Here is a 25,307-nt window from a genome sequence, read left to right on the forward strand (position 1 = left end):
TGCTCAGTCGACATCGGCCACCTCCGCATCATCGGCCCAGGGGCGGTCCAGGCCCAGGTTGGCCACCGCGCGCGCCCAGCGGCGCGCCAGGCTGCCATCCACCTGAGCACCCGCTGCCTCCAGCAGGCAGTCGCCGGGCTGCACGGCGGGATCCGCCACCCATTTGATCTCCACGCTGCCGAATTCACCGGCCGGGGCGTTGGCCAGCACGTCATGGTCGAGCGGGTTCAGCCGGACCACGGCGGTGCGGGCGTCTGCCGACAACAAACCCAGGGCCTCCCGAATCACGGGGCGCAGTGCGCCCGGGTCCTGAGCCAGTTCCCGGCGCACCACCTGGCGGGCCAACTCACAGGCCACGTCCAGCACGCCCTGCGCCACCACCTGCTCAGCATCGGCGAAGCGCTGCTCCAGCGAGGCCAACAAAGCGTCTATGCGCTGACGCGCCTCGGCCCCCTGCTGGGCAATGTATTCATCAAGGCGGCGCTGGCCCTCAAGCGAGGCCTCCAATCGCCCTTGCTCCAGGCCCTGCTGAAAGCCTTGCTGATGCGAGTCGTCCAGCATGGCAGGGCTGATCACGGGCTCGGCGGGGGTCTGGGCGGCCAGCATGGCCGCCACGCGCCGGCTTTCATCCACCTCGGTGAACTGCCACTGGGCGACGTCGCCAATCTCCTCGCTTGGGATGAAGCGGGCGTACTGGCGGGAGCGATTAGACGAGTTGGTCGTCACCGCCGCCTCCGATCACGATCTGGCCTTCGTCGGCCAGACGCCGCACGGTCTTGAGAATCTCCTTCTGCTGGGCCTCGACCTCGGACAACCGCATCGGGCCACGGGATTCGAGGTCTTCGCGCAGCGTTTCGGCAGCCCGCGAAGACATGTTTGACAGGAAACGCTCCTTGAGTTCGGGCGCGGCCCCCTTGAGAGCCACGATGAGGGTCTCCGACGCCACCTCCTTGAGCACCATCTGGATGGCCTTGTCGTCGAGCTTCATGACATCGTCGAACACGAACATCTTGTCCATGATCTTCTGGGCCAGGTCGGGGTCATAGCCCCGGATCGACTCGAGCACCGTGCCCTCGACATTGCTGCCCATCAGGTTGATGATTTCGGCCGCCGTCTTGATGCCACCCAGCGAGGTCTTGCGAATCTTGTCGCCGCCAGCCAGCACCTTGAACAACACCTCGTTGAGGTCTTTCAGGGCCGTCGGCTGAATACCCTCCAGGGTGGCGATGCGCAGCACCACCTCGCCGCGCTGGCGCTCGGTCAATTGGGACAGAACGGATGCCGCCTGGTCGTAATCCAGGTGCACCAGAATGGCCGCCACGATCTGCGGGTGTTCGTTGCGCAGCAGCTCGGCCACCGACAAGGGATCCATCCACTTCAGGCTTTCGATGCCAGAGACATCGCCCCCCTGCAAGATGCGATCGATCAGCAACGAAGCCTTGTCGTCGCCCAGGGCACGACGCAGCACGGCCTTCACATAGTCACCCGTGTCGGACACCAGCAGGCTTTGCTGCGCAGCGGCCTCGGTGAACTTGTTGACCACGTCGTCCACCCGGTCGCGCGAGACAGACCGGGTGCGGGCGATGGTCTCGCCCAGTTTTTGCACCTCTTTGGGCGACAGGTGCTTGAACACCTCGGCCGCCTCTTCCTCACCCAGCGACATCAGAAAAATCGCCGCGTCGTTCAGACCTTGTTCGTCCATATCATCTCTCCGGAGAGTGCCTGATCATGCCGGCGCTTCGCCGTTGACCCAGGTCTTGATGATATTAGCCACCGCAATCGGGTTCTGCTTGGCCAATTGGCGGGCATCTTCCAGGCGCAACTGCTCCTTGGTCGGCGGCACCGGCGAGTTGTCCACGACCGGGGCGGCCAGCAATTCAGGCCGGTTGGGCGTCTCGGACTCGATGGCATCCAGTTGGGTCCCTGCCACGGTGGGCACCACCGGCGCCACTTTGGGCGCATTCATGGCCTTCACGGCCGGGCGCACCATGCCCAGCAACACCACCAGGCCAAACAGCACCATGCCCACCGGCCAGGCAAAGCTCTTGGCCAACTCCAGCATCTCAGGCTGCTTCCACAACGGCACCGGCGTATTGTCCGAAGCGATCGCCATGAACGGCGTGTTCATCAGGTTGACGGAATCGCCACGCTCCTTGCTGTAGCCGATCGTGTCGCGCACCAGCGCCGTCATCTGCTCCAACTGCTCAGGTGTCAGTGGCTTGTTCACGGGCTTGCCCTTTTCCTCTGGGCCACTCTGGTAGTTGACCACCACCGCGGCGCTCAGGCGCTTGACGGCGCCCGTGCCGCCCTTGACCACCTTGACGGTCTTGTCCACCTCGTAGTTGGTGACAGACTCCTTCTTGGTGGGGGTGCTGCTGCCGGGGCCCGAGGCGCCCGCCGAAAGGGTCGGCGCAGCGCCGTTGATGGGGGCATTGGCCTGGGCGGCAGGCTGATTGCTGGTGGCACCCGGCACACCGGTGGGTGGGGTGGCGGCGGCACCACTACCGCTTTCCACCACCTGCTGGCTGCGCACGGCGGCCGAATCGGGGGTCTGGTTGGGTTTGTGCAACTCCGAGGTCGATTCGGTCTGCGAAAAATCAATTTCAGCCGTCACCTGGGCCTTGACGTTCTGCCGGCCCACCACAGGCTCCAGGATGTCGATGATGCGCTTGCTGTAAAGCTGCTCGATCTGCTGCACATACTGCAGCTGTTGAACATCGCCACCTGCACCGGCCGCCTCGGGGGTGGCCGACAGCAGCTTGCCGTTGTCATCGATCACGCTCACGGCAGTCGGGTTCATGTCCGGCACGCTGGAAGCCACCAGGTGAACAATGCCGGCCAGTTGTGCACGGTCCAAAATGCGGCCCGGGTAGAGGGTGACCAGCACCGAGGCCGAAGGCTTGAGCTGCTCGCGGAAGAATCCGTTCTGATTGGGCAACGCCAGGTGCACCCGGGCACTCTGGATGGCGGCTACAGCCTGGATCGAGCGGGTCAGCTCCCCTTCCAGACCACGCTGGAAGTTCAGCCGCTCCTGGAACTGGGTCACGCCGAAGCGGTTGCCCTCCATCAACTCAAAGCCGGTCACGGACCCTTTGGGCAGGCCCTGCGAGGCCAGTCGCAGACGCAGGTCGTGCACTCGGTCCGAAGGCACCATGATGGCCCCGCCCCCCTCGGAGTACTTGTAGGGCACATTCATCTGGGCCAGTTGCGCCACCACGGCACCACCATCCTTGTCGCCGAGGTTGGCGTAGAGCACCTTCCAATCGGCCTGACGCGTCATGAAGGTACCGGCCAAGGCCACGACCACCAGCAAGGCAATGCCCAGCGCGAGCTTGATCTTCTGCGACCGATCCAGCTCGGCGAGCTTCTGTGTCCACGATGGGGCCACTGGGGTAGCGTTAATTTCAGCGACGGCAGACATCTTGTTTCCAGGTCAAAGGGGTGGCAATACACCTCAGGTTGGAGCCGATTATTCAGCCAGACCGCCATGCCATCGCCGGGATAAACCAGCTCTTTGGACCTCAATTCAAGGGTCTGCCTCACGGCCAAGCCCCTAACATCGGCGCCAATGATCTCACCGGAGAAGCGCCATGGATCTGCGATTCCCCTCAACCGCCACCCTCAGCCCACTCAGCACCCGCACCCCGCAAATCGGCAAGGCAGCCACCGGTGCGGCAGGCCAGACCTCATCCACCGGCAGCGCCGGCTTTTCGGGCGAGCTGAGCAACGCCCTCAAATCCGTGAGCGCCGCCCAGAACAAGGCCACCCAGATGCAGCAGGAAGTGCAGATGGAGAACCCCAGTGTCAGCCTGGAAGACACCATGATCGCCATCCAGAAGGCCCAGATCGGCTTTCAGGCCACCATGCATGTGCGCAACCGCATGGTTCAGGCCTACACCGACATCATGAACATGCAGGTCTGAGCACCCCGTCTACACACGCCCCCAAAGCAAAAAGCCCGCTTCGGTGATCGAAGCGGGCTTTTTGCCATGAGGCCCCACGTTCCGGGGCCCCCAGTCGAGGAAGAGGCCCGCCACGGCAGGCCTCCCGCATCAGTGGAGCAGTCGCGAGCCCCCATCCAGCAGGCGCTGGATGTCAGACAGCCGAGGCTCGGCCAGATTGCGGATCAGGGCGTCATTGCGCAGGATGCGCAACATGATCTTCCCCTTCTCACTGCGATCTTCGCAGGCCAGAGGCTCCACCTGGGACTGATGGTGCAATTGCTCGATCAGCACCGCGCAGGCGCCCTCGAGTTGCATGACCTGCTCCCAGTCTTCACGCTGTGCGGCCATCAACATGCGCTGGCTAGCGCCTTCGATGGCCTTGTAGTAATCAAGCAGAGATTGTTGTTGCACGTTATGCCCCCTTGCTATTCAACGTGTTTGAGGTCTGATGGCCTTCCAGGCCTCAGCGACGGGTCGGATCAGTTCGATCACGGATTGGACAGCCTCGGGACTGTTGCTCAAATTGGCCTTGGTCAGTTCAAACACCGCGTAGCTGTAGAGCGAATCCAGGTTCTTGGCCACATCGCCCCCTTCCTTTTCGTTGAGAACACCTCGGAGGCCATCCTGAAGAATCTGGATGGCCTTGTTGAGATACCGGGATTTCTCCTGGATATCGCCGCGGCTCATGGCACCCGAAACCTTCGAGAGGCTGTCCAGCAAGCCGTCAAACAACAGAACCACCAGCTGATGGGGGTCCGCTCCAGTGATACTGGTTTCGACGCCAACACGTTGATAGGCAGATGCAGCTCGGGTACTCACGGGTGTAAACATTCTTTTGGCCTCGCAAATTGTCGCACGGTACAAATGGTGTATCGGCAGCGCAGCCCGGTTCTGAAGGCCTCAATAGCAAGACATTTGGCAGGCTATTCCCAGAGGGGCCCGCAAACCCCGGAACAAGCCGGATTCCCACTCTATATAGAACGATCAAACGCCCGACCAGAGACCCCAGGGCGATGCCCTCCGCACGCAAGATGCCAACTTGTTTGCATCTCCACCCACAAGTAGACCTAAAGTTTTCCGGGCCCGACCCGAAAAACAATGCAACGGGCTTCAAGAAGGGTTCGTTGCCAAGCCTGCGACACCGCAGGTTTGACATCAGCGATAGGCTGATTTTTAACTTGAAGGAGCTTCAAAATGGCAATGACCATCAACACCAACGTCAACTCGCTGACGGCGCAACGTAACGCAAGCGCCAATCAGATGAGCCTGTCCACCTCCATTGCACGCCTGTCTTCGGGTCTGCGCGTCAACAGCGCCAAGGACGACGCTGCCGGCTTGGCCATCGCCACCCGCATGGACGCCCAGGCCCGCGGCATGAGCGTGGCCATCCGCAATGCCAACGACGGCATCTCGATGCTGCAGACCGCTGAAAGCGGCATGCAGACCGTGTCCGACATGCTGCAGCGCATGCGTGAGCTGGCTGTGCAGGCCACCAACTCGACCAACACCTCGTCCGACGTGGCCTCGCTGAACCAGGAATACACCCAGCTGGCTTCGGAAATCGGCCGGACCATCAGCGCTGTCCAGTTCAACGGCACCTCGGTGCTGACCACCACGGCCGGCTTCGACTTCCAGGTGGGCGCCAACTCGGGTCAAACCATCACGATCGCCTCGGGCACGCTGAATCTGGACCAAAGCAGCAACGTGTCGGCCGTGGTCGGTGGAACCACCAGTGCACTGACCACCGCCGCAGGCAGCAACAGCTCCAACGCCGCCAACATCGATGCCATCGACAAGGCCCTGCAATCGATCAACGATAGCCGCGCTCAACTGGGTGCTGCTCAAAGCCGCTTCCAAAACACGGTCAACTTCCTGCAAAGCGCCGTGGAAAACCAGACCGCTGCCAAGGGCCGCATCATGGATGCCGACTTCGCCTCTGAAACGGCCAACCTGAGCCGCGCCCAGATCCTGCAGCAGGCAGGCACCGCGATGATCGCCCAAGCCAACCAGTTGCCGCAGGGTGTGTTGTCTCTGCTCCGTTAAGCCTTCTCCCACTTCAAGTTGAACCTTCGAACCCCGGCATAAGCCGGGGTTTTCTACTGGAGTTGTGGCTTTTCAATTGGAGATTCGCTTGCTAGAGTAGAAGAGCGCAGCCTCTCTGTCTGCACCTGGGGATACCAAAATGACCATTTCTTCACCCGGCATTGGCAGCAATGGCCTTGACGTCAATTCGATTGTCACCAAGCTGGTGGCCGTCGAGAGTCAGCCCGTCACCCTGCTGCAGCAAAAAGGAACCAAGATCCAGAGCACGATCTCGTCCTGGGGCTCGGTCAAATCCCAACTTTCCGCCATCCAGGACGCCGCCTCAGCCTTGCTGGACAAAACCACCTGGGCGTCCCGAACTGTCAGCTCCAGCAACAGCAGCGCAGTGACCGGGTCCGTGACCACAGGCGCACTGGCCGGCAACTACAGCGTGTCGGTCACCCAGTTGGCGCAATCGCAAACCACCTTGTCCAGCGGCATCACCTCCGGCAGTGCCTTCGGCTCGGACGGACGACTGGACATCCAGGTCGGAACCTGGAACGGCAACACCTTCACCCAGGGCAGCGGCTCCACCGTGAGCGTCACAGTGAACGCCACCGACACCCTGAGCGACATTGCGACCCGCATCAATGGCTCCAACTCTGGCGTCAGTGCCTCGGTCGTCACCTCGGGCGGCCAGGACAAGCTGGTCGTGCGCGGTGCGAACACCGGCGAGAGCAATGGTTTTCAAATCCAGGCCTTTGACAGCACCGGCACGGCCATCACCGATGGCAGCACAGGCACGGGCAAGCTGGCCTATGCCAGCACCGGTAGCGCCATCGTTGGCATGGGCTTGTCACAGGCGGCCAAGAATTCAGCCGCCACCGTGGACGGCGTGGCCGTGAGTTCGGCCAACAACCAGATCACCGGCGCAGTCACCGGGTTGACCCTCAATCTGCAGCAGGTCACCACCTCGCCCGTCACCATGAGCGTGGCGGCAGATACCACGACCACCACCAACAAGGTCAATGCCTTCGTGACCGCCTACAACCAGGCGATTGCAGCCATGCGCAACCTCACCAAGTACGACCCCGGCACCAAAACGGCCTCCCCCCTGCAGGGTGACAGCACGGCCATCGGCCTGCAAAATGCCTTGCGCCAGATGGTGGTGGGCAACGGCCCGGCCAGCAGCAGCTACAGCAGCCTCAGCGCCGTGGGCATCTCCATGCAGCAAGACGGCACACTGTCGGTCAACAGCTCCAAACTGAGTACCGCCATCACGACCAACCCCAGCAGCCTGGAGTCCCTGTTTGACGCCAACGGCGGCAGCACCACCACCAACGGCATTGCCCGCCGCATTCGGGACTTCGCCATGGCGGCCAACAACGTGGGCGGCACCGTCAACAATCGCACCACGGCACTGCAGACCTCCCTGACCCGCAACAGTTCAGACGTGACCAAGATGCAGGACCGGATCGCGGTGATCCAGGCCCGCCTTTACAAGCAATACAACGCCCTGGACACCAACCTGACCAGCCTCAACAGCCTCAGCAGCCTGGTGAACCAGCAGATCACCACCTGGAACAAATCGTCCGCCTGACCCCGGCTCCACCCCCCTTCTCCAGCCACGGCGGCAACAGCCCGCCTGCGCTTCACTTCTTCAGCCCCATCGCCCAATCTGCCCCGGGCGACGTGTGGGCCACGCCCTCAGCAGACGCCGACATTCGGTAAAAGTCCTGAACTGAGCGGCCAGAAGCCCGCTTATTCAGCCTTCTGTTTTTCGCCCAAGCCGAATAATTTTCCTAACACTCGGCTGGGATCGGTCGCTGTATTTCGTACAGACATCGCACCGTGTGGATCGTTCATCTTGCATTCATTGAAGGAGCCGTCCCATGGCAATGACCATCAACACCAACATCAACTCACTGAACGCCCAGCGCAATGCTGCGGCCAACCAGATGAGCCTGTCCACCTCGATCCAGCGCCTGTCCTCAGGCCTGCGCGTCAACAGCGCCAAGGACGACGCTGCCGGCCTGGCCATCGCCACCCGCATGGATGCCCAGGCCCGCGGCATGAGCGTGGCCATCCGCAATGCCAACGACGGCATCTCGATGCTGCAGACCGCTGAAAGCGGCATGCAGACCGTGTCCGACATGCTGCAGCGCATGCGTGAGCTGGCTGTGCAGGCCACCAACTCGACCAACACCTCGTCCGACGTGGCCTCGCTGAACCAGGAATACACCCAGCTGGCTTCGGAAATCGGCCGGACCATCAGCGCTGTCCAGTTCAACGGCACCTCGATCCTGACCACCACCGGCAGCTATGACTTCCAGGTGGGTGCCAACTCGGGCCAGACCATCACCGTTGCGTCGGGTACGCTCAACCTTGACCAGGCCGGCAACGTGTCTGCCGTCTTCGGCGGCACCACCAGCGCGCTGACCACAGCGGCCGGCAGCAACAGCTCCAACGCGGCGAACATCGATGCCATCGACAAGGCGCTGCAGACCATCAACGACAGCCGCGCCCAACTCGGTGCCGCCCAGAGCCGCTTCCAGAACACCATCACATTCTTGCAAAGCGCCGTGGAAAACCAGACCGCAGCCAAGGGCCGGATCATGGATGCCGACTTCGCCACGGAAACCTCGAATCTGAGCCGTGCCCAGATCCTGCAGCAGGCCGGCACCGCGATGATTGCCCAGGCCAACCAGTTGCCGCAACAGGTTCTGTCCCTGCTGAAGGGCTGAGTCTCGATCACCCTCCGGGTGATTGAGACCTGGATCCTCACCAGATCCCCCCCTGCCCCTTCCAGAACACCATGCGCCACGCCCCTGACTGCCGGTGCACCAAGGCAAGCTTAAACTCACCAGCCAAGGCTGAGAGAATTGCCTGGCCACCCGCAGGCCGGCTCACCGCCTCATGGATGCCAGCCAGTTGCCTTGACGAATGCCTTGCCCAGGCTGCCCATGGGCTCAAGCAGAAAGTGTTCACCCACCATGCATGCGCACGGAACCTCACGCCCCGCCGCCGAAAAGCACCCCTATTACATTGCCACCGCTGATTACGACAGCAGCCAGATCCACATCCGGCAACTGCATCAGTTGTGCCATGAGCTGAACACCCGAGGTTTCGAGGCCTTTGTCTGGGGCGCCAAGACCCTCAATGGTCATTTATGGACCCCCCAGCTGTCGCTGGAACAGCGGGCGGCGCACTACAAGGCGGGCAAAAAGCCCGTCTGGATCCATCTCGCTTTCGACAAGATACTGCGCCAGCAATCACACTGGACGCTGGCCTACACCCCCGAAATCCATGCCAGCGAAAAGACACAGCTCGGCAAGGGTCGCATCGAGTTCGCCCAGGGCGACAAGGCCGCCAGCATCAACCTGCCCCTGGCACTGCCCTGGGTGGACAGCACGGTGTTCGCCCCCGCGGCGATGCGGCCCGACGGTCCTGCCCTGGTATATGCCGACAAGTACCTGAAAGCCGGTGGCAGTCTGCAGGCCGGCCATGCCCACCTGGAAAACCTGGGCGCCCCCTCCAGCGGGTACGCAAAAGCTGAAGATCGTGCCGAGATCCTGCGCTCAGCCAGCCGAATCTACTGTTATGAGGCCGGGGTCATCACCGCGGAGGCCCTGCTGTGCGGTTGTCCCGTCGTCTACATCCAGAATGACCGCACCTTGGCCCTGCCGGCCGCCTCTCCCTGGTTGAGCCTGGCCACGGCCTGGGGTGACAACGCGGCCGAAATGGCCAAAGCACAACACGAGCTTGCGGGCTACCAACAACAACACCTCGCCAATTTCCGCGACAGCGCAGTCGAACTCGATCGCTTCATCGAAGACACCCAGCGTGCACTGAGAGACATGCCATTCGAGGCCGCTTGGTCAGAAGAGTCTGTCACCCTGATGGGTGAACTCGTGATCGATGGCAAGGACCTGGCCAAACATGCCGACCAGTCCAAATACATCCGCTTGCAGCGTCAATTTCAAAGCTGGAGCAAACGCAGCACCCTGCGGGAGATCGACGGCGAGATTTATGCCGAACACGTGACCCGTGGCGATCTGCCCGCCTTGGCCGTCTACGTCTATGTTCGAAAAGGCGACCTGGACGGCCTGGCCCAAACCCTGGACAGCCTGGAGCAGAACTTCTATCAGGCCAGCCAGTTGCATATCCTGGCTGACTTTGAATGCCCGATCAGTCCTGCCGACCTGGGCCCTCAGTGCGTTTGGCACCAGTTGCCGGCCCAACACGACCCTTTCGGGCACGCATTACCGCAATGGCTGTTGCTGATGGAATCCGGCACCACACTGGCGCCCCACGCACTGGTCGAGTTTGCACTGGCGGCCAAAGCGCCAGAGGCCCGGCTGGTCTATGCCGACGAGGCCTTCATCGCTTCCAATGGGCTTGAAACACCTCATTTCAAACCCGACCTGAACATCGAGTGGCTTCGCAGCACCAATTACCTGGGTTCTGCCGTGGCCGTGCGCTCGGCTGATTGGCGCCAGCATGGGCAAATGCTGGATTTCGATCACATCTACGGCCTGGCGCTGAACCTGTCGTCCAGCAAAGTCAGCATCCGCCACGTCGATACCGTGCTGCTCAAGAGCGATGGTCATGTGTCGCCAGCCCGTGAACTGGCCGAACTGCAGCAACTGCAAGCCCACCTGAACAACCAGGCATTGCCCGCGCGCGTGCAGGCCCAGAAGATTGCCGGATGCCGGCAACTCGACTACCAGGGCCAACAGCCACGACGCGTCTCGGTGATCATTCCGACCGGGTACCAACTCGGCTACCTGCGCTGTCTGCTGAGTTCATTGCAGCTCTATGCCGAGCCGGAACTGCACGAGATCATTCTGGTCACCCAGCCTGAACACGAGGCGGCGGCACACAACGCGGCGACATCGGTCACTTTGCCAGTCCCGCTGCACGTGGTGTCCACCCCGGCGGGCCCTTACCAACACGGCGTGGCCCTGAACACCGGGGCCGCGATGGCCACCGGCAACGTGCTGCTGTTCGCCGATGATGACACCGAGGCCATCCAGCGCCCCTGGCTGAGCAGCCTGACGGCCTACCTGGACCAAGCCGATGTCGGGTGCGTGGCCCCACGCCTGGTATTGCAAATAGGGGACAAACCCACCTTGCAGAGCGGCCCGATGACCCTGGGTATCGGCGATTGGGCCGCTTGCTACAACGGCGAGCGTCGCTTGCTGGACGAGCAAGGCGTCTTCTCTCGCCTGCAGACGTCGCAGGACGTGTCCACCGTGGCGGGCCACTTCTTCCTGCTGCAGCGCACTCTGTGGCAGACGCTCGGCGGCTTCAACACCGACGACTGCCACACCTTCACCACGGTGCATGATTTCTGCATCCGTGCCAGCCAGGCCGGGTATCGGCACATCTGGACCCCGGTCAGCAGCGTGCTGCACCAGGGCGGCAAGACGGTGGAGGCACTGGGTCGTGAAGCCGGCCGCGCTTACGAGATCAAGTCAGCGGCGCTGCGCGAAAAGCAGTCTTTCCTGACCCGTTGGGTCAAGCACATCGCCCAGGACAAAGGCTACAACCGGCACCTGTCATTGCAGACCCCTTACGACGTCGAAGCGGATCTGGTGGTCGACTGGATGAGTTCGCGCAAGGACAGACCACGGGCCATGGCCTTCCCCATCTCAAGCGGCTCGGGCCAGTACCGGGTGGTCGAGCCCCTGAACGCACTGCAGCACGCGGGCCTGGCGCAGTCGTGCATCGTGTTTCCGGTCACCCACAGCCTGTACCGCACCCCGACGGCGCTTGAGATCACGCGAGTGAACCCGGACCGCATGATTGTTCAGCACTCGATCGGTGACGCTCATCTGCAACTGCTGCGCGACTACCGCAAGACCAACCCGGACCTGTTCACCATCCAGACGGTGGACGACCTGTTCCACGACCTGCCGCAAAAGCACCACCTGCACAATTACCACCAGCGTGAAGGCTATGTGCGCATGCGCGAGGCCATGAGCCTGTGCGACCGCGTGATCGTCTCCACCCAGCCCCTGGTCGACGTCTACGGGGACTATTGCCGCGACGTGCGCGTGATGCCCAACTGCCTTGATGACCGCGTGTGGGGTGAGTTCTACAAGACGCCCACGCCACGTTCACGCCTGCGCGTGGGCTGGGCCGGCGCAGCGCAGCATCTGGGCGACCTGGAAATGATCGGCGAGGTCGTGGCCCGGTTCAAGGACGAGGTCGACTGGATCTTCATGGGCATGTGCCCCGACAGCCTGCGCCCGTACATCAAGGAGTACCACCCCTTCGTGTCGTACGTGGACTACCCCGCCAAACTGGCCTCGCTGGACCTCGACATCGCGATCGCCCCGCTGGAGGACAACCCGTTCAACCGCTGCAAGAGCAACCTGCGCCTGTTGGAGTACGGCGCCATGGGCTGGCCGGTGGTGTGCTCGGACGTCTACCCCTTCCGCACCGCCAATCCGCCTGTGCTGCACGTGCCCAACGAGAAAGAGGCCTGGATCGAATCCGTGCGGCGTCTGATCGACGACAGCACGCTGCGCCATCAGATGGGCCAGCAATTGAATCAGTGGGTGCGCGAAAACTTCTACCTTTCCAAAAATACCGAGAGGTGGTTCTCAGCCATTTTCGATTGAGGCATTTGAGGGGCAAATCATGCTCACCCCAGGGCGCCAAGAGCAAGCCCAGCCTCTAGAATCTCCAGGGCGCCAACCATCGGGTGCGCTTGGACACCCACTCGTCTGGAGAATTTGACATGAAAGCCGTCATCCTGGCCGGAGGGCTGGGCACCCGCATCAGCGAAGAGACGCTGACCCGCCCCAAACCGATGATCGGCATAGGCGGCAAGCCCATCCTCTGGCACATCATGAAGATGTACTCCAGCCACGGCATCCATGATTTTGTGATCTGCTGCGGCTACATGGGTTATGTGATCAAGGAGTACTTCGCCAACTACTTCCTGCACACCTCAGACGTCACCTTTGACATGACGACCAACCAGATGGAAATCCACGAACACCATGCCGAGCCCTGGCGCGTGACGCTGGTGGACACGGGCGATACCACCCAGACCGGGGGGCGCATCCGGCGCATCCGCCGCTATGTCGAAAACGAGCCCTTCTTCTGCATGACCTACGGCGACGGCGTGTCCGACATCGACATCAGCGCCGAGATCGCCTTTCACCGCAGCCATGGCAAGCTGGCCACCGTGGCCGCCGTGGCCCCGCCGGGCCGCTTCGGCACCCTGGAGATCACCGATGGCCAGGTGCAGGCGTTCACCGAAAAGCCCCTGGGTGATGGCAACCTGATCAACGGGGGCTTTTTTGTGCTCTCCCCCCAGGTGCTGGACCTGATCGACGGCGATGAATCCATCTGGGAAGACAAGCCTGTGAACGCCCTGGTGCGCCAGCAGCAACTGGCCGCCTACCAACACACCGGCTTCTGGCGCCCCATGGACACGCTGCGCGACAAGACCTACCTCGAAGAACTGTGGGCCAGTGGAGCCGCGCCGTGGAAGAAGTGGTGAACCCCGGCTTTTGGGCTGGCAAACGCGTCTTTCTGACCGGCCACACCGGTTTCAAGGGCGGTTGGCTCAGCCTGTGGCTTCAGGCCATGGGTGCCGAGGTCTGGGGCTTTTCCCTCCCCCCAGCGACCTCGGTCAACCTGTTTGAAGTGGGCTCGGTGGCCCAAGGCATGCATTCCACCTTCGGGGACATCCGCCACCTCGACGCACTGAGCCAGGCCATGGCCCAGGCACAACCTGAAGTGGTGCTGCATCTGGCCGCGCAGGCGCTGGTGCCCCTGTCCTACGAGCAGCCGCTGGACACCTTCTCCACCAACGTGATGGGCACGGCCAACGTGCTCGAGGCCGTGCGCCGCACGCCGGGCGTGCGGGCGGTGGTGGCCATCAGCAGCGACAAGTGCTACGAGAACCAGGAATGGGTCTGGGGCTACCGTGAAACCGACCCCATGGGCGGATACGACCCCTATTCCGCCAGCAAAGGTTGCACCGAACTGGTGGTGGCCTCTTACCGCCGATCTTTCCTGAACGCGGCCCAGGTGCCCGTGGCCAGTGCCCGGGCCGGCAACGTGATCGGCGGCGGTGACTGGACCCCGACGCGCCTGGTCCCCGATGTGCTCGCGGCCTTCTCGGCACAACAGGCGGTCACTTTGCGTCAGCCTGGTGCGATCCGGCCCTGGCAACACGTGCTGGAGCCCCTGAGCGGCTACCTGGCCCTGGCCCAGCGCCTGCACGAGCAAGGCCTGCCCTGGGCCGAGGGCTGGAACTTCGGCCCCCACGAATCAGACGCCCGCACCGTGGGCTGGGTGGTGCAAGAACTGGCGCGCCGCTGGGGCCCGGACGCACGCTGGCAAACCGAGACCCAGGCCCAGCCCCATGAAGCCCACACGTTGAAGCTGGACTGCAGCAAGGCCCACAGCCGCCTGGGCTGGCAGCCCCGCTGGCGGGCCGACACCGCCTTGCAATACACCCTGGACTGGCACCGCGCCTGGCAGACCGGGGCGGACATGCGTCAGCTGACCCTGGACCAAATCACCGAATTCGAAAGCGCCGCATGAGCCTGACCCGACATCAACTGACTGCCGCCGCCGATGGCCAGGTCCAACTCAACCTGCCCGAATTGGCCGGCCAGGCGCTTGAGATCATCGTGCGCCCGGCACGCCCAGCCCCCACGGCCCAGCCCTGGCGCCCTGGCATCGATGCCATCCCGCCCTCGGGCAAAGTGGTCGGCGATCCTGAAAAGAACGCCATGATCGATGCCGCGCTCGACGCGTGGCTGACCACGGGCCGCTTCAACGATGCTTTCGAGAAACGCCTGGCCGATTTTGTGGGCGTCAAGCACGCCCTGACCGTCAACTCGGGCTCCTCGGCCAATCTGGTGGCCTTCTCCACCCTGACCTCGCCACGGCTGGGCATCCGCGCCATCCGACCGGGTGACGAAGTCATCACCGTGGCGGCGGGGTTTCCGACCACCGTCAACCCCATCATCCAGAACGGGGCCGTGCCGGTGTTTGTCGATGCGGTGCTGCCCACCTACAACATCGACGTGTCTCAGCTGGAGGCGGCCCTGTCGCCTCGCACCAAGGCCATCATGATTGCCCACACCCTGGGCAACCCCTTCGATCTCGACGCGGTGTGCGCCTTTGCCCAGGCCCACGGCCTGTGGCTGGTGGAAGACTGCTGCGATGCCCTGGGCTCGACCTGGAAGGGCCGCAAGGTTGGCACCTTCGGGCACCTGGCCACGCTGTCGTTCTACCCAGCGCACCACATCACCATGGGCGAAGGCGGTGCCGTGCTGACCAGCGACCCCGAACTGCGCCAGATTGCGGAATCCTTCCGCGACTGGGGCCGCGACTGCTGGTGCAAACCCGGCTGCGACAACACCTGCGGCAAGCGTTTCAACTGGCAGCTGGGCAGCCTGCCCGCCGGCTACGACCACAAGTACACCTACAGCCACCTGGGCTACAACCTCAAGATCACCGACATGCAGGCCGCCTGCGGCTTGGCCCAACTGGATCGCCTGGAGGGCTTTGTGCAGGCGCGCAAAGACAACTTCGCCTACCTCAGCGGGCAACTGCAAGACTGCGCCGATCTGCTGGTCCTGCCCGAAGCCACCCCAGGCAGCGATCCCTCCTGGTTCGGCTTTCCGATCACCCTGCGCCCCGAGGCCGGCCTGAATCGCCAGTACCTGCTGCAATACCTGGACGAGCACCGCATCGGTACCCGCCTTTTGTTTGCCGGCAACCTGATCCACCAGCCTTACATGCAGGATCGCCAGTACCGCGTCGTGGGCTCGCTGAAAAACGCCGACCAGATCATGAACGACACCTTCTGGATCGGCGTCTGGCCAGGGTTGAGCCGCGCGCAGCTCGACTACATGGTGGGCCACCTCAGGCAGGTGCTGGGCCTCAACTTCTGAGCATCAGGCCATGCCCACCCTCGACCGCGCCCCGACATCGCCAGCAGCAGCAGCAGCAGCCCCCGGTGAAGTCACTCCCTGCGCACGGCCCTGCCCGGTCTGTGCCAGCCCTCAGGCGCGTGCCCTCAAGACCCTCTCCCTGCCCCAACCTTCGGGCTCGCCCCTGCCCGGCGGCTACCGGCTGATGGCCTGCGCCCACTGCGATCTGGTGTTTGCCGAGACACCGGCCCCGCAGTCGGCCTACGACCTCTATTACCAACGCTGTGCCAAGTATGGCGGCCCCACCGGCACCGGTGCTGGGCTGCACAGTGCCGACCAAGCCCGGCTGGAACAACTGGCAGACCGCTTGCAGCACTGCCTGCCGCAAGGCCAGGGCCGGGTGCTGGACCTGGGTTGTGGTGCTGGCGGACTGTTGGCGGTGCTGCGGGCACGGGGGCTGTCCCAGGTCGAAGGTCTGGACCCGGATCCCGGCGCGGTGCAAGCGGGCCGGGCCCGAGGCCTGCACCTGCACGAGGGCCTGATCCAGGATGCCGCAACCCTTTGTGCCGGTGAGCGCTACGACCTGATCGTGCTGTCCCATGTGGCCGAGCACCTGCGCGACCTCCAGGGCCTGCCGGCCTTGGCCGAGCTGTTGACGCCCGAAGGCAGGCTCTACATCGAAGTCCCCCACCCGGCGGGTTACGCCTGTGGCGAGCGCCCCCCTTACTACTATTTCGACAGCGAACACATCAACCACTTCAGCGCCCAGGCCTTGGGCCGGCTGCTGGCCCCGACAGGGCTGGCACTGCACCGTGCCGAGGCCGTGACCCTGACCCTGTCCGATGGCGGCCACTACCCGGCACTGGCCGTGGTTGCCGGCCGGGGAGCCGCCCCCGCACTGCCCCACCAACCCTCGACAGTGCAAGCGATTGAGCGCTACCTGGCCGACTGCGCCCAGGGCACAAGCCGTGTGCCCCAGCCGCCCCTGCCCACACAAGGCCCGGTGCTGGCCTGGGGCGCAGGCTCGTGGGCCCAGCGCCTGCTGGGTCAGGGGCAATTGCCGCGCGACCGCCTGGTGGCGTTTCTCGACAGTGACCCCAACAAACAAGGCCTGCAACTCGACGGCCTGCCCATCCTGGCGCCTGCGCTGGGGCTGCAGCAGTACCCGCAGGCGGCCATCCTCGTCTGTGTGGCCATCGATCCTCAGCAGATTGCCGCCGCCCTGGACAACCTGGCCCCGGGTGCCCGGCAACGACTCCACTTTCTGAGTGAACCGCTATGAACCTCTCCGAACGCATCGCCGACTGGCTGGTCCAGCAAGGCATCACCCAAGTCTTTGCCGTCACGGGCGGTGGCGCCATGTACCTCAACCAGGCCCTGGGGGCGCACCCCGGTCTGCAATGCACCTACCTGCACCACGAACAGGCCTGCGCCATGGCCGCCGAAGGCTATGCCCGCATTGCAGGCAAACCGGCGGTGGTGATGGTGACCACCGGGCCTGGCGGCATCAATGCGCTGAACGGCGTCTTTGGTGCCTACACCGACTCGATTCCCATGCTGGTGATCAGCGGCCAGGTCAAGCGCGCCACCTGCCTGGATTACACGCCCGTCCCTGGTCTGCGCCAACTCGGTGACCAGGAGGGCCCGGTGCTGCAGATGGCCCGCCCGGTGACCAAGCTGGCCGAAGGCGTGGGCAGCCCAGAGGCCTTGATGACGCTGCTGCCGCAAGCCCTGGCCACCGCCGTGGGCGGCCGGCCCGGGCCGGTCTGGCTGGACATTCCGCTGGATGTGCAATCGGCCGAATGCGGCCCCATCCCGGCCCCGGTCTTCACGCCGCCACTGCAGCCAGAGACCTTGCAGGCCGATTGCGAGCAGATTGCCCTGCGCCTGGCCCAGGCCCAGCGCCCACTGATCCTGGCCGGGACAGGCGTACGCCTGGCCCGGGCCGAGCAAGACCTGCTGGCCTTTGCAGAAGCCCACGGCATTCCGGTGGCCACGGCCTGGACCCACGACCTCATCGCCAGCGATCACCCCCTGTTTGCTGGCCGCCCCGGCACCATCGGCACACGCCCCGGCAACTTCTGCCTGCAGGCGGCCGATCTGGTCATCGTGGTGGGTTCGCGGCTGAACATCCGCCAGGTCAGCTACAACTGGGACACTTTCGCCAAGCATGCCTTCGTGGTGCAAGTGGATGTCGATCCCGCCGAGCTGACCAAGCCCCTGGTGCAGGCCGACCTGAAGATCACGGCCGACGCGCACGCTTTCCTGCAATCCCTGCGCACGTGCTGCGAAGGTGGCTTGCCCGGCTATGCGGCCTGGGTCAGTTGGTGCCAGGACATCCGTCGCCGCTACCACCTGGAGGCCCCCAGCGGAACGGGCACCGCCATTCACCCCTATGCGATGGTCGATCGGGTCTGCGCCCAGCTGCGCGACGACGACATCCTGGTCTGCGGCAATGCCTCGGCCTGCATCCTGCCCTTCCAGCTTGCCCAGCTCAAGCAAGGCCAGCGCCTGTTCAGCAATTCGGGCTCGGCCTCCATGGGCTACGACCTGCCCGCCGCCTTGGGTGCGGCCATGGCCGCCCCCCATCGCCGGGTGATTTGCTTCGCCGGTGACGGCAGCCTGCAGATGAACCTGCAAGAGCTGCAAAGCCTCAAGAGCCTGGGTCTGAACGTGCTGGTGGTAGTGATCGACAACGGCGGCTACCTGTCGATACGGCTCACGCACGACAACTTCTTCGGTCGCATCGTGGGGGCCACGCCGGCCTCGGGTGTGGCCTTCCCAGACTTCGCACGACTGGCCACGGCCTTTGGCTTGCGCACGGTCGACGTGCGCAACAGTGGCGACCTGCCGGCCCTGGACGCAGCCTTGCAACAAGACGGCCCGCAATTGCTGGCCGTGACGGTGGACCCGGAGCCCGGGTTCGAGCCCCGCATCAAGTCGCGCGCCTTGCCCGAGGGGGGGTTTGCCACCCCCGAACTGGATGACATGTTCCCCTTCCTGCCTGCCGAGGAAGTGGCAGCGGTTCGCGCCGAGGCCGCTCGCCTCGTCTCTCATTGAGGGCTCTGACCCATGCAAACAACCTCATTCCCGTCCCTGGATGCTGTGGGTCAGGTGGACCTGGGGACAGTGCGAAAACAGGGGCTTCTGATTTTCGGATATGGCTCGTTCGCCCATGACCTGGCAGCGGCCGCACAGGAAAGCGGCCTGCCGGTGCTGGGCTTTGTCGTTTCAGGCTCGCCTCCTGCAGCGCGCAGTGGCCTGCCGGTCTGGCAGATCAGTCAATTGCCCGAGGCCTACAAGGACAAACCCCTTTGGGTCGGGGTGTACAACCACCTCGCCCACTCAGACTACGCGCTGATTGACCAGACCTGTCGCGCGGCTGGATTTGCAGCATCATTTCCTCAGCAGTATTTTGAGGTGGTCGCCGACGCGCTGGGATGGCGTTACTGGCTCACGCCCCGGGCAGATTACGCGGCCCATGCCCACGAATTGAGCACCGCATTCGATCAATTGCACGACGAACCGAGCCGACAAGCCATGGCGCAAACCTTGGCCTTTCGGCTGGGGCAGACCTTGGCAGCGCCCTTGCCCGACGCCGAGGTAACGCACTACTTTCCGGACTTTGCCGTGGCGGCCTGCCAGGCGCGCGAGCAAGGCGCGCAGGTTTTTCTGGACGGGGGCGCCTACAACGGCGACACGCTGGAGGCCGCACTGAGCCAGTTGCCTTTCCAGCAGGTCTATGCCTTTGAGCCAGACCTCGGCAACTACGAGCACCTGGCCCAACGCACCCGGCAGCTGGGGCTCAGGGCCGTCAACTACCCTTGTGGCCTGTCAGGGCGCAACGAACAACTTCGTTTTGCCACCGGCCAGGGCGAAGCCAGCGCGGTCAAGGATGACGGCGACAGCATCATCCAGGTGGTTCGCCTGGACGACTGCCTGCAAAACACCCGTGTGGACTACCTGAAGCTGGATGTCGAGGGACAGGAAATCCCCACCTTGCAGGGGGCCCGGGATTTGATCCTGAAAAGCCGGCCTATTTTGGCCATCGCGGCCTACCATCGCTGGGATGATCTGTGGCGTATACCGGCCTTTGTCGCCGAACTGGCCTTGAACTACAGGCTCGCGTACCGCAGCCACTCCAGAAACTCATTTGACGGGGTTTTTTATGCCTATTAACACCAATCCCAACAGCATTTTCGAAGACCTTTTCATTCTGGAACTCGCCAACAACCACTGGGGGCGGCTGGACCGGGGCCTGCGCATCGTGAACGACTTTGCCCAGGTGGTGCGCTTCAACAATGTGCGCGCCGCCATCAAGCTGCAGTTTCGCGAAGTGGACCACTTCATCCACAAGGACTTCCGCGGTCGCGAAGACATCCGCTACATCAAGAAGACCGAGGTCACCAAGCTCAGCAAGGCCGAATACAAGACCCTGACCCGCACCATCAAGGAACGTGGCTGTATCCCCATGGCCACCGCCTTCGACGAGCGCTCGGTCGATCTGTGCGAGGAACTGGACCTGCCCTTGATCAAGATCGCCAGCTCAGACATCAACGACTGGTTCCTGATCGAGCGGATCGCAGAGACCAAAAAGCCCGTGATCGTCTCCACCGGCGGCTCCAGCCAGAAGGACATCGACGACATGGTGACCTTCTTTGCCAACCGCAACATTCCCTTGGCCGTGAACCATTGCGTGTCGCTCTACCCCAGCGAAGACGACGAGCTGGAAATCAACCAGATCGACTACCTCAAAAAGCTCTATCCCAAGAACGTCATCGGCTTCTCCACCCACGAGTACAGCGACTGGACCTCGTCCATGCTGCTGTCCTACGCCAAGGGTGCGCGCACCTGGGAACGCCACATCGACATCGAGGAAGGGGGCATTCCGGTCTCGCCCTACTGCTCGCTGCCGCACCAGATCGACGCCTGGTTCAAGGCCTACCACAAGGCTGTGGCCATGTGCGGCGGTTCAGGCCAATCCAAACGCCTGCCCAAGAAAAAAGAAACCGAGTACCTCGATGGCCTGGTGCGCGGCGTCTACGTCAAGCGGGACCTGCCTGCAGGCTACGAGTTCAAGCACCCAGGCCATGACGAGGACTTCTACCTCGCCATCCCGCTGCAAAAAGGCCAGCTCTCCTGCCGCGAAACCATGAACGGCCTGAAGCTGACCCGCCCTGTCTCGCGTGACTCGGCCCTGACCATCGACGACGTGGACAGCCCCTACGCCCAGCACGAGTCCCTGCGCCAGGCCATTTACGACCGAGGCCTCTGACCCCCGGCAACGGCTGTCCCGTGAGCAAGCCCTACCCCGCCCCCGGCCTGCCCGCCATCCAGGGGCGGCTGGCCCAATTGCTGCCGCACCTGGACGCCTCGGCGCTGGACGGCAAGACCCTGTTCATCACGGGGGGCACCGGCTTTTTCGGCTATTGGCTGCTCAGCCTGCTGGATCTCCTGCAGCAGCGCGGACACCGGTTTCAGGTGCGACTGCTTACGCGCGACCCGAAGCGTTTCCAGACGGTGGCCCCCTTCTTTGCAGACCAAGCCTGGATCGAGACCATCACCGGTGACGCGCGCCACTTCACGGACACGCGGCCCGCCGATTGGTTGATCCATGCTGCCACAGACACCCATGCCCAGGCCCACACCCGGCCGCTTTCCATCATGGACGATGTGCTGCTCGGCACGCGCAACACCTTGCAGCAGGCCCTGGCCCAGGGGGTGAAACGAGCGCTGTTCGTCAGCTCTGGTGCGGTCTATGGCCCGGCCGCGCGTGCCAGCAGCCACACGGCTGAGGCGACCCCGCTGCAGCGCAGCCTGGACCAGCCCGACCCCTATGGCGAAGCCAAGGCCACGGCCGAGTTGTGGTGCCAGCACTTTGGCCAGGCCCACGGCCTGTGCATTCCGGTGGCGCGCTGTTTTGCCTTTGTAGGCGCAGGCCTGGATCTCGAAGGGCATTTCGCGATCGGCAACTTCATTCGAGATGGCCTGGCCGGCCGGGGCGTGCAGGTCCAGGGCGACGGCACGCCGGTGCGCAGCTACCTCTATGGGGCCGACCTGGCCGTGTGGTTGCTGCAGATGTTGCTGCACGGTGAGCACGGCCGCGCCTACAACGTCGGATCAGACCAGGCCATCACCATTGAACAACTGGCCTGCCTGATCAACCACCAGCTCAGCCCCGGCCAATCCGTCACGCTGGCGCGCCGAGCTGTCGACAACCCTCTTCGCTCCTGCTATGTGCCCGCCATCGAACGCGCCCGTCAGGAGCTCAAGCTGGATGTCTGGACCCCGCTGGCCCAGGCCATTGCGGGCACGGCCAACCCCAGCCAGCCCCTTGCCCAGGATTGACCATGCCTCAACTGTACGAATCGCAGCGCCGCCCTTATTACATCGAGACGCCGCCCTACCGCCGCTCCTCGGCCGGGATCCGGGTGATGCACATGCTCTGCCATGTGCTCAACCGGCTGGGCGAGGAGGCCTATGTCTTCACCTCCGAGGTGAATCCTGAGCTGAACACCCCCACCGTCACGGAAGACGTGGTGCGACGCCACCTGCAGGCCGGGCGTGAACCCATCGTGGTCTACCCCGAAATCGTCAGCGGCAACCCGCGCAGGGCCAAGTCGGTGGTGCGTTACGTGCTCAATGTGCCAGGCCTGATCGGGGGCGACAAAACCTTTGCCGACACCGAACTGATCTACGCCTATGGCCAGAGCCTGCTGCCCGCCAACGCACCGCCGGGCAATGTGCTGTTCTTCCCCTCGGTGGACACCGGCCTGTTCAACAACCGCGACAACCCGCTGGACACACAACGCCAGGGCATCCTGGTCTACCCCGGTCGGCACCTGAACGCACTCAAGGAGCACCCCGAGCTGGCCCACGGCACGGTGATCACCTCGACCTGGCCCGCCAGCCGCGCCGAGCTGGCGGCCCTGATGCGGCGCAGCGAGACGCTGTATTGCTTCGAATCCACCGCCATCGCCCTGGAGGCCGTGCTGTGCGGGTGCCCCGCGGTGGTGCTTCGTTCGCCCCTTTTTGACGGCAATGCCATCAGTTCGGCAGAGCTGGGCCGCGAGGGCCTGGCCTTCAGCGATGCGCCCGATGAGGTCGCCTATGCCCGCCGCACCGTGGGCCAGATGCAGGCCACGTACCAGCGGCTGGAGGAGCAGTTCTGGGTCAAGTTGCAGCAATTCATCCGCGACAGTCAGGCCCTGCCCTTGATCGAGCCCACGCCCCAGCCCGCGCTCTACCAGCCCAGTGCCGCCGACCTGGCCTTTGCCCAGTGGCGCCAGGGCCAATCGCTCAATGAGTTCACGGCCCAGGCCCTGGCCGAACGCATGATGGTGGACTGGCAGCACAAGCCCCGCTTTCACCTGCTGGTGAGCAGCCTGCCGGGCGAGCAGGAACAGATGCAGGCCTTGCTGAGCAGCCTGGACGCCCAACTCTACCCCGAGTGGATTCTGACGGTCCTGAGCACCGCCGATGCGCCCAGCGCCATCGCCACCAACCCGCGGCTCCAATGGCTGTGCCTGCGCGAGGCCAGTTCCGCCCCCATCGTGCTGCAAGCCCTGGCCGAGGCCTCGCCGGCCGACTGGCTGGGCCTGTTGCCCGCGGGCGTGGTCCTGGCCGAGCCGCAATCACTGCAGGTGCTGGCCGACCAGATCAATGCACAGCCGGCCTGGCGCCTGGTCTATGGCGACGACGCGGTGCAGCAGGCAGGCCACTCACCCGACCCGCACTTCAAGCCCGACTTCAACCTGGACCTGCTGCGTTCCAGCGCCTACATCGGTCGTGCGGTGTTCGTCGAAAAGCAGGCCTTGCTGAGTTGCGGGGGCCTGGGCACACAGACCGGGGCCACGGCCTACGACGTGGCCTTGCGCCTGCACGACCAGGCCGGCGCCGCCGCCATCGGCCATTTGAGCGAACTGCTGTGGCTGCTGCCAAGCGCCAGCAGCCGGCACGGCGAGGTCGCAGCCGAGCGCGTCGCCCTGGGCGAGCATCTGGTCCGTCAAGGGCTGGCCGCCGAGGTCTGGCCCGGTTTGAGCCCACACACCCATCAGGTGCGTTATGCAGCCCCCATGGAAAGCGATGTCACCGCCTTGATCGCGGTGCGCCATGACCGCCAATACCTGCAGCCCTTGCTGGCCAGTTGGCAACAACTGCGCCCAGGCGACCGCACCCCGATCCTGCTGCTGGACCTGGGCTGCGAAGACCCCGACGAGAAGGCCTACCTGGACAGCCTGGCGCACGATGCGTTCTGGCAAGGGCGCCTGCAACGGCTGGACGCACGGGGTCTGACCCCCGCCCAGGCGCTGAACCTGGGCCTGCGCCACAGCAGCGCCGAACACCTGCTGTGCGTGGATGTGCGCAGCCACCTGATCCAGGCCGACTGGCTGGAGCGTCTGCTGGGCATCGTCCAGCGCCCCGAAGTGGGTGCCGTGGCCCCCCGCCTGGTCAACCCGGCCAACTCACTGCTCATCGAGAGCTACTGGGTGGGGGGGCTGCAGGGCTTGGCCGGCCCGGTCTTCAAAGACCTGGCGCTGGATGAGCCTGGCCAGCACGAGCGCGCCCTGTGCGAGCAGAGCGCTCTGGCCGTGAATGCTTCGGTGCTGCTGATCAAGCGCTCCGCACTGGTCGGCTCACCGTGGTTGAGCGAAGACCTGCCTGAGCGGGCTGCCTGGGCTGAACTGGGCCTGCGCCTGCGCGCGCAGCAGCGCTTGCTGGTCTGGACACCGCACGCGGTGGTACTGCAACACCCGCACGCCGCTGCCGAGGGGCCCGCCCTGAACCAAGCCCCGCCCGTCTGGCCCGCCCTGCCCTTGCGGGCCTTGGCCGAAGACCCGAATTACAACCGTCACCTCAGCCTGAGCCAGCCCGGCCTGCCAGAGACCGCGCGACAAGCGCACTGGGTGGGTTCACACGCCCGCCGTCTGCGCTGGCTGCTGGTGGGCCCCGCTGCCAGCCCCTTGTCGACGTGGCAGCGCGTGCAGGAAAGCCTGCGTGCGGCCGACGATGCCCAGCTCAGCCGCTTCGAGATCGGCGCCCAGCCCGGACCGCTTGCAGAGTGGCTGATGGACGTGCTGCGCACCGCCCCTGACCGGATCCTGTTTCATGGCATCCACCTGCCGCTGGTCCAGGCCTTGCTGGCCACCCTCGCCGAGCACCAACCGACACGGCCCTGCCTGGTGTTGCTGGACGAGCCCGACAAGCTCAAGCAGCCCGACAACTTCCTGTGCCCCCCCCACCCGGCCCTGCTGCGCAGCCGCCTGCGCCCCCTGCTGGCCCCGGCCCACACCGTGCTGCTGAACCAGGTCAGCGACGCGAGCACGCTGGAGGGCGTGCACCCCCGTTTGCACCTGCTTCAAGCCAATCCCAACCGCTTTGGTCAATTACAAACTGACGGGTGGCTGAACTGAGTCCCACTGCGCCCTGA

General features: G+C 64.1%; 19 protein-coding genes. 14 read left to right on the plus strand and 5 right to left on the minus strand.

The genetic code is table 11. From position 1 onward, the window contains the following. Positions 1–3: 3 nt before the first annotated feature. From AC3WUT_RS21770 to fliF, 3 genes are read right to left on the minus strand one after another with little or no spacing between them, the layout of a single operon-like run. Positions 4–726 carry a FliH/SctL family protein gene (locus AC3WUT_RS21770; RefSeq protein WP_492349179.1) on the minus strand — a complete coding sequence of 241 codons (723 nt, stop codon included), beginning with the start codon at positions 724–726 and terminating at the stop codon, positions 4–6. Further along, positions 707–1,702, minus strand: a complete 996-nt coding sequence (gene fliG, locus AC3WUT_RS21775) for a flagellar motor switch protein FliG (protein WP_492349180.1) — start codon at positions 1,700–1,702, stop codon at positions 707–709. The genes AC3WUT_RS21770 and fliG overlap by 20 nt, the downstream gene beginning before the upstream one ends. Positions 1,703–1,726: 24 nt before the next feature. After that, positions 1,727–3,421 (minus strand): flagellar basal-body MS-ring/collar protein FliF, encoded by a 1,695-nt coding sequence (gene fliF, locus AC3WUT_RS21780; protein WP_492349181.1) that lies wholly within the window; start codon positions 3,419–3,421, stop codon positions 1,727–1,729. A 169-nt stretch (positions 3,422–3,590) separates the two neighbouring features. Here fliF and fliE point away from each other — a divergent pair, with 169 nt between their 5' ends. Beyond that, a complete protein-coding gene (fliE, locus tag AC3WUT_RS21785) occupies positions 3,591–3,923 on the plus strand; it encodes a flagellar hook-basal body complex protein FliE (RefSeq protein WP_492349182.1) in 333 nt (110 codons plus the stop codon). A gap of 129 nt (positions 3,924–4,052) precedes the next feature. Here the strand turns inward: fliE and AC3WUT_RS21790 are convergent, their stop codons facing one another. Then, positions 4,053–4,355: a flagellar protein FliT gene (locus AC3WUT_RS21790; protein ID WP_492349183.1), complete on the minus strand. Its 303-nt coding sequence runs from the start codon at positions 4,353–4,355 to the stop codon at positions 4,053–4,055. Between the two features lie 18 nt (positions 4,356–4,373). Continuing rightward, positions 4,374–4,763, minus strand: a complete 390-nt coding sequence (gene fliS / locus AC3WUT_RS21795; protein WP_492349184.1) for a flagellar export chaperone FliS — start codon at positions 4,761–4,763, stop codon at positions 4,374–4,376. A 375-nt stretch (positions 4,764–5,138) separates the two neighbouring features. Here fliS and AC3WUT_RS21800 point away from each other — a divergent pair, with 375 nt between their 5' ends. From AC3WUT_RS21800 to AC3WUT_RS21860, 13 genes are all read left to right on the plus strand, one after another. Beyond that, positions 5,139–5,987, plus strand: coding sequence for a flagellin N-terminal helical domain-containing protein (locus tag AC3WUT_RS21800; protein WP_492349185.1), 849 nt, complete (start codon positions 5,139–5,141; stop codon positions 5,985–5,987). A gap of 139 nt (positions 5,988–6,126) precedes the next feature. Then, on the plus strand, positions 6,127–7,566 hold the full coding sequence (fliD, locus tag AC3WUT_RS21805) for a flagellar filament capping protein FliD (RefSeq protein WP_492349186.1): 1,440 nt from the start codon (positions 6,127–6,129) through the stop codon (positions 7,564–7,566). A gap of 292 nt (positions 7,567–7,858) precedes the next feature. Further along, complete coding sequence (locus AC3WUT_RS21810; RefSeq protein ID WP_492349187.1) at positions 7,859–8,710, plus strand: flagellin N-terminal helical domain-containing protein; 852 nt, start codon at positions 7,859–7,861, stop codon at positions 8,708–8,710. Between the two features lie 249 nt (positions 8,711–8,959). After that, entirely contained in the window at positions 8,960–12,595 is a 3,636-nt protein-coding gene (locus AC3WUT_RS21815) for a glycosyltransferase (RefSeq protein ID WP_492349188.1), read from the plus strand. A 119-nt stretch (positions 12,596–12,714) separates the two neighbouring features. Continuing rightward, positions 12,715–13,485 (plus strand): glucose-1-phosphate cytidylyltransferase, encoded by a 771-nt coding sequence (gene rfbF / locus AC3WUT_RS21820; RefSeq protein ID WP_492349189.1) that lies wholly within the window; start codon positions 12,715–12,717, stop codon positions 13,483–13,485. After that, a complete protein-coding gene (gene rfbG / locus AC3WUT_RS21825) occupies positions 13,470–14,537 on the plus strand; it encodes a CDP-glucose 4,6-dehydratase (protein WP_492349190.1) in 1,068 nt (355 codons plus the stop codon). Before rfbF ends, rfbG begins: the two co-directional genes overlap by 16 nt. Continuing rightward, positions 14,534–15,898, plus strand: a complete 1,365-nt coding sequence (gene rfbH / locus AC3WUT_RS21830; protein WP_492349191.1) for a lipopolysaccharide biosynthesis protein RfbH — start codon at positions 14,534–14,536, stop codon at positions 15,896–15,898. Before rfbG ends, rfbH begins: the two co-directional genes overlap by 4 nt. Before the next feature lie 10 nt (positions 15,899–15,908). Continuing rightward, positions 15,909–17,159, plus strand: a complete 1,251-nt coding sequence (locus AC3WUT_RS21835; protein ID WP_492349192.1) for a methyltransferase domain-containing protein — start codon at positions 15,909–15,911, stop codon at positions 17,157–17,159. Next, positions 17,156–18,937, plus strand: coding sequence for a thiamine pyrophosphate-binding protein (locus AC3WUT_RS21840; RefSeq protein ID WP_492349193.1), 1,782 nt, complete (start codon positions 17,156–17,158; stop codon positions 18,935–18,937). The genes AC3WUT_RS21835 and AC3WUT_RS21840 overlap by 4 nt, the downstream gene beginning before the upstream one ends. A gap of 12 nt (positions 18,938–18,949) precedes the next feature. After that, positions 18,950–20,056 (plus strand): FkbM family methyltransferase, encoded by a 1,107-nt coding sequence (locus AC3WUT_RS21845; protein WP_492349194.1) that lies wholly within the window; start codon positions 18,950–18,952, stop codon positions 20,054–20,056. Beyond that, a complete protein-coding gene (locus AC3WUT_RS21850) occupies positions 20,046–21,152 on the plus strand; it encodes an N-acetylneuraminate synthase family protein (RefSeq protein WP_492349195.1) in 1,107 nt (368 codons plus the stop codon). The genes AC3WUT_RS21845 and AC3WUT_RS21850 overlap by 11 nt, the downstream gene beginning before the upstream one ends. A 20-nt stretch (positions 21,153–21,172) precedes the next feature. Continuing rightward, positions 21,173–22,225: an NAD-dependent epimerase/dehydratase family protein gene (locus tag AC3WUT_RS21855; protein WP_492349196.1), complete on the plus strand. Its 1,053-nt coding sequence runs from the start codon at positions 21,173–21,175 to the stop codon at positions 22,223–22,225. Positions 22,226–22,227: 2 nt separating this feature from the next. Continuing rightward, positions 22,228–25,290, plus strand: a complete 3,063-nt coding sequence (locus AC3WUT_RS21860; RefSeq protein WP_492349197.1) for a glycosyltransferase family 2 protein — start codon at positions 22,228–22,230, stop codon at positions 25,288–25,290. Positions 25,291–25,307 lie beyond the last annotated feature (17 nt).

The organism is Curvibacter sp. EU05-FHT14A10 (assembly GCF_058791075.1).

What these genes read in the sequence shown, in the direction of transcription:
- rfbF (WP_492349189.1), top strand. Translation starts at nt 12,715, where the DNA reads ATGAAAGCCGTCATCCTGGCCGGAGGGCTGGGCACCCGCATCAGCGAA.
- AC3WUT_RS21840 (WP_492349193.1), top strand. Translation starts at nt 17,156, where the DNA reads ATGAACCTCTCCGAACGCATCGCCGACTGGCTGGTCCAGCAAGGCATC.
- AC3WUT_RS21845 (WP_492349194.1), top strand. Translation starts at nt 18,950, where the DNA reads ATGCAAACAACCTCATTCCCGTCCCTGGATGCTGTGGGTCAGGTGGAC.
- AC3WUT_RS21810 (WP_492349187.1), top strand. Translation starts at nt 7,859, where the DNA reads ATGGCAATGACCATCAACACCAACATCAACTCACTGAACGCCCAGCGC.
- fliF (WP_492349181.1), bottom strand. Translation starts at nt 3,421, where the DNA reads ATGTCTGCCGTCGCTGAAATTAACGCTACCCCAGTGGCCCCATCGTGG.
- fliD (WP_492349186.1), top strand. Translation starts at nt 6,127, where the DNA reads ATGACCATTTCTTCACCCGGCATTGGCAGCAATGGCCTTGACGTCAAT.
- rfbH (WP_492349191.1), top strand. Translation starts at nt 14,534, where the DNA reads ATGAGCCTGACCCGACATCAACTGACTGCCGCCGCCGATGGCCAGGTC.
- AC3WUT_RS21800 (WP_492349185.1), top strand. Translation starts at nt 5,139, where the DNA reads ATGGCAATGACCATCAACACCAACGTCAACTCGCTGACGGCGCAACGT.
- fliG (WP_492349180.1), bottom strand. Translation starts at nt 1,702, where the DNA reads ATGGACGAACAAGGTCTGAACGACGCGGCGATTTTTCTGATGTCGCTG.
- AC3WUT_RS21835 (WP_492349192.1), top strand. Translation starts at nt 15,909, where the DNA reads ATGCCCACCCTCGACCGCGCCCCGACATCGCCAGCAGCAGCAGCAGCA.
- fliE (WP_492349182.1), top strand. Translation starts at nt 3,591, where the DNA reads ATGGATCTGCGATTCCCCTCAACCGCCACCCTCAGCCCACTCAGCACC.
- AC3WUT_RS21815 (WP_492349188.1), top strand. Translation starts at nt 8,960, where the DNA reads ATGCATGCGCACGGAACCTCACGCCCCGCCGCCGAAAAGCACCCCTAT.
- AC3WUT_RS21850 (WP_492349195.1), top strand. Translation starts at nt 20,046, where the DNA reads ATGCCTATTAACACCAATCCCAACAGCATTTTCGAAGACCTTTTCATT.
- AC3WUT_RS21860 (WP_492349197.1), top strand. Translation starts at nt 22,228, where the DNA reads ATGCCTCAACTGTACGAATCGCAGCGCCGCCCTTATTACATCGAGACG.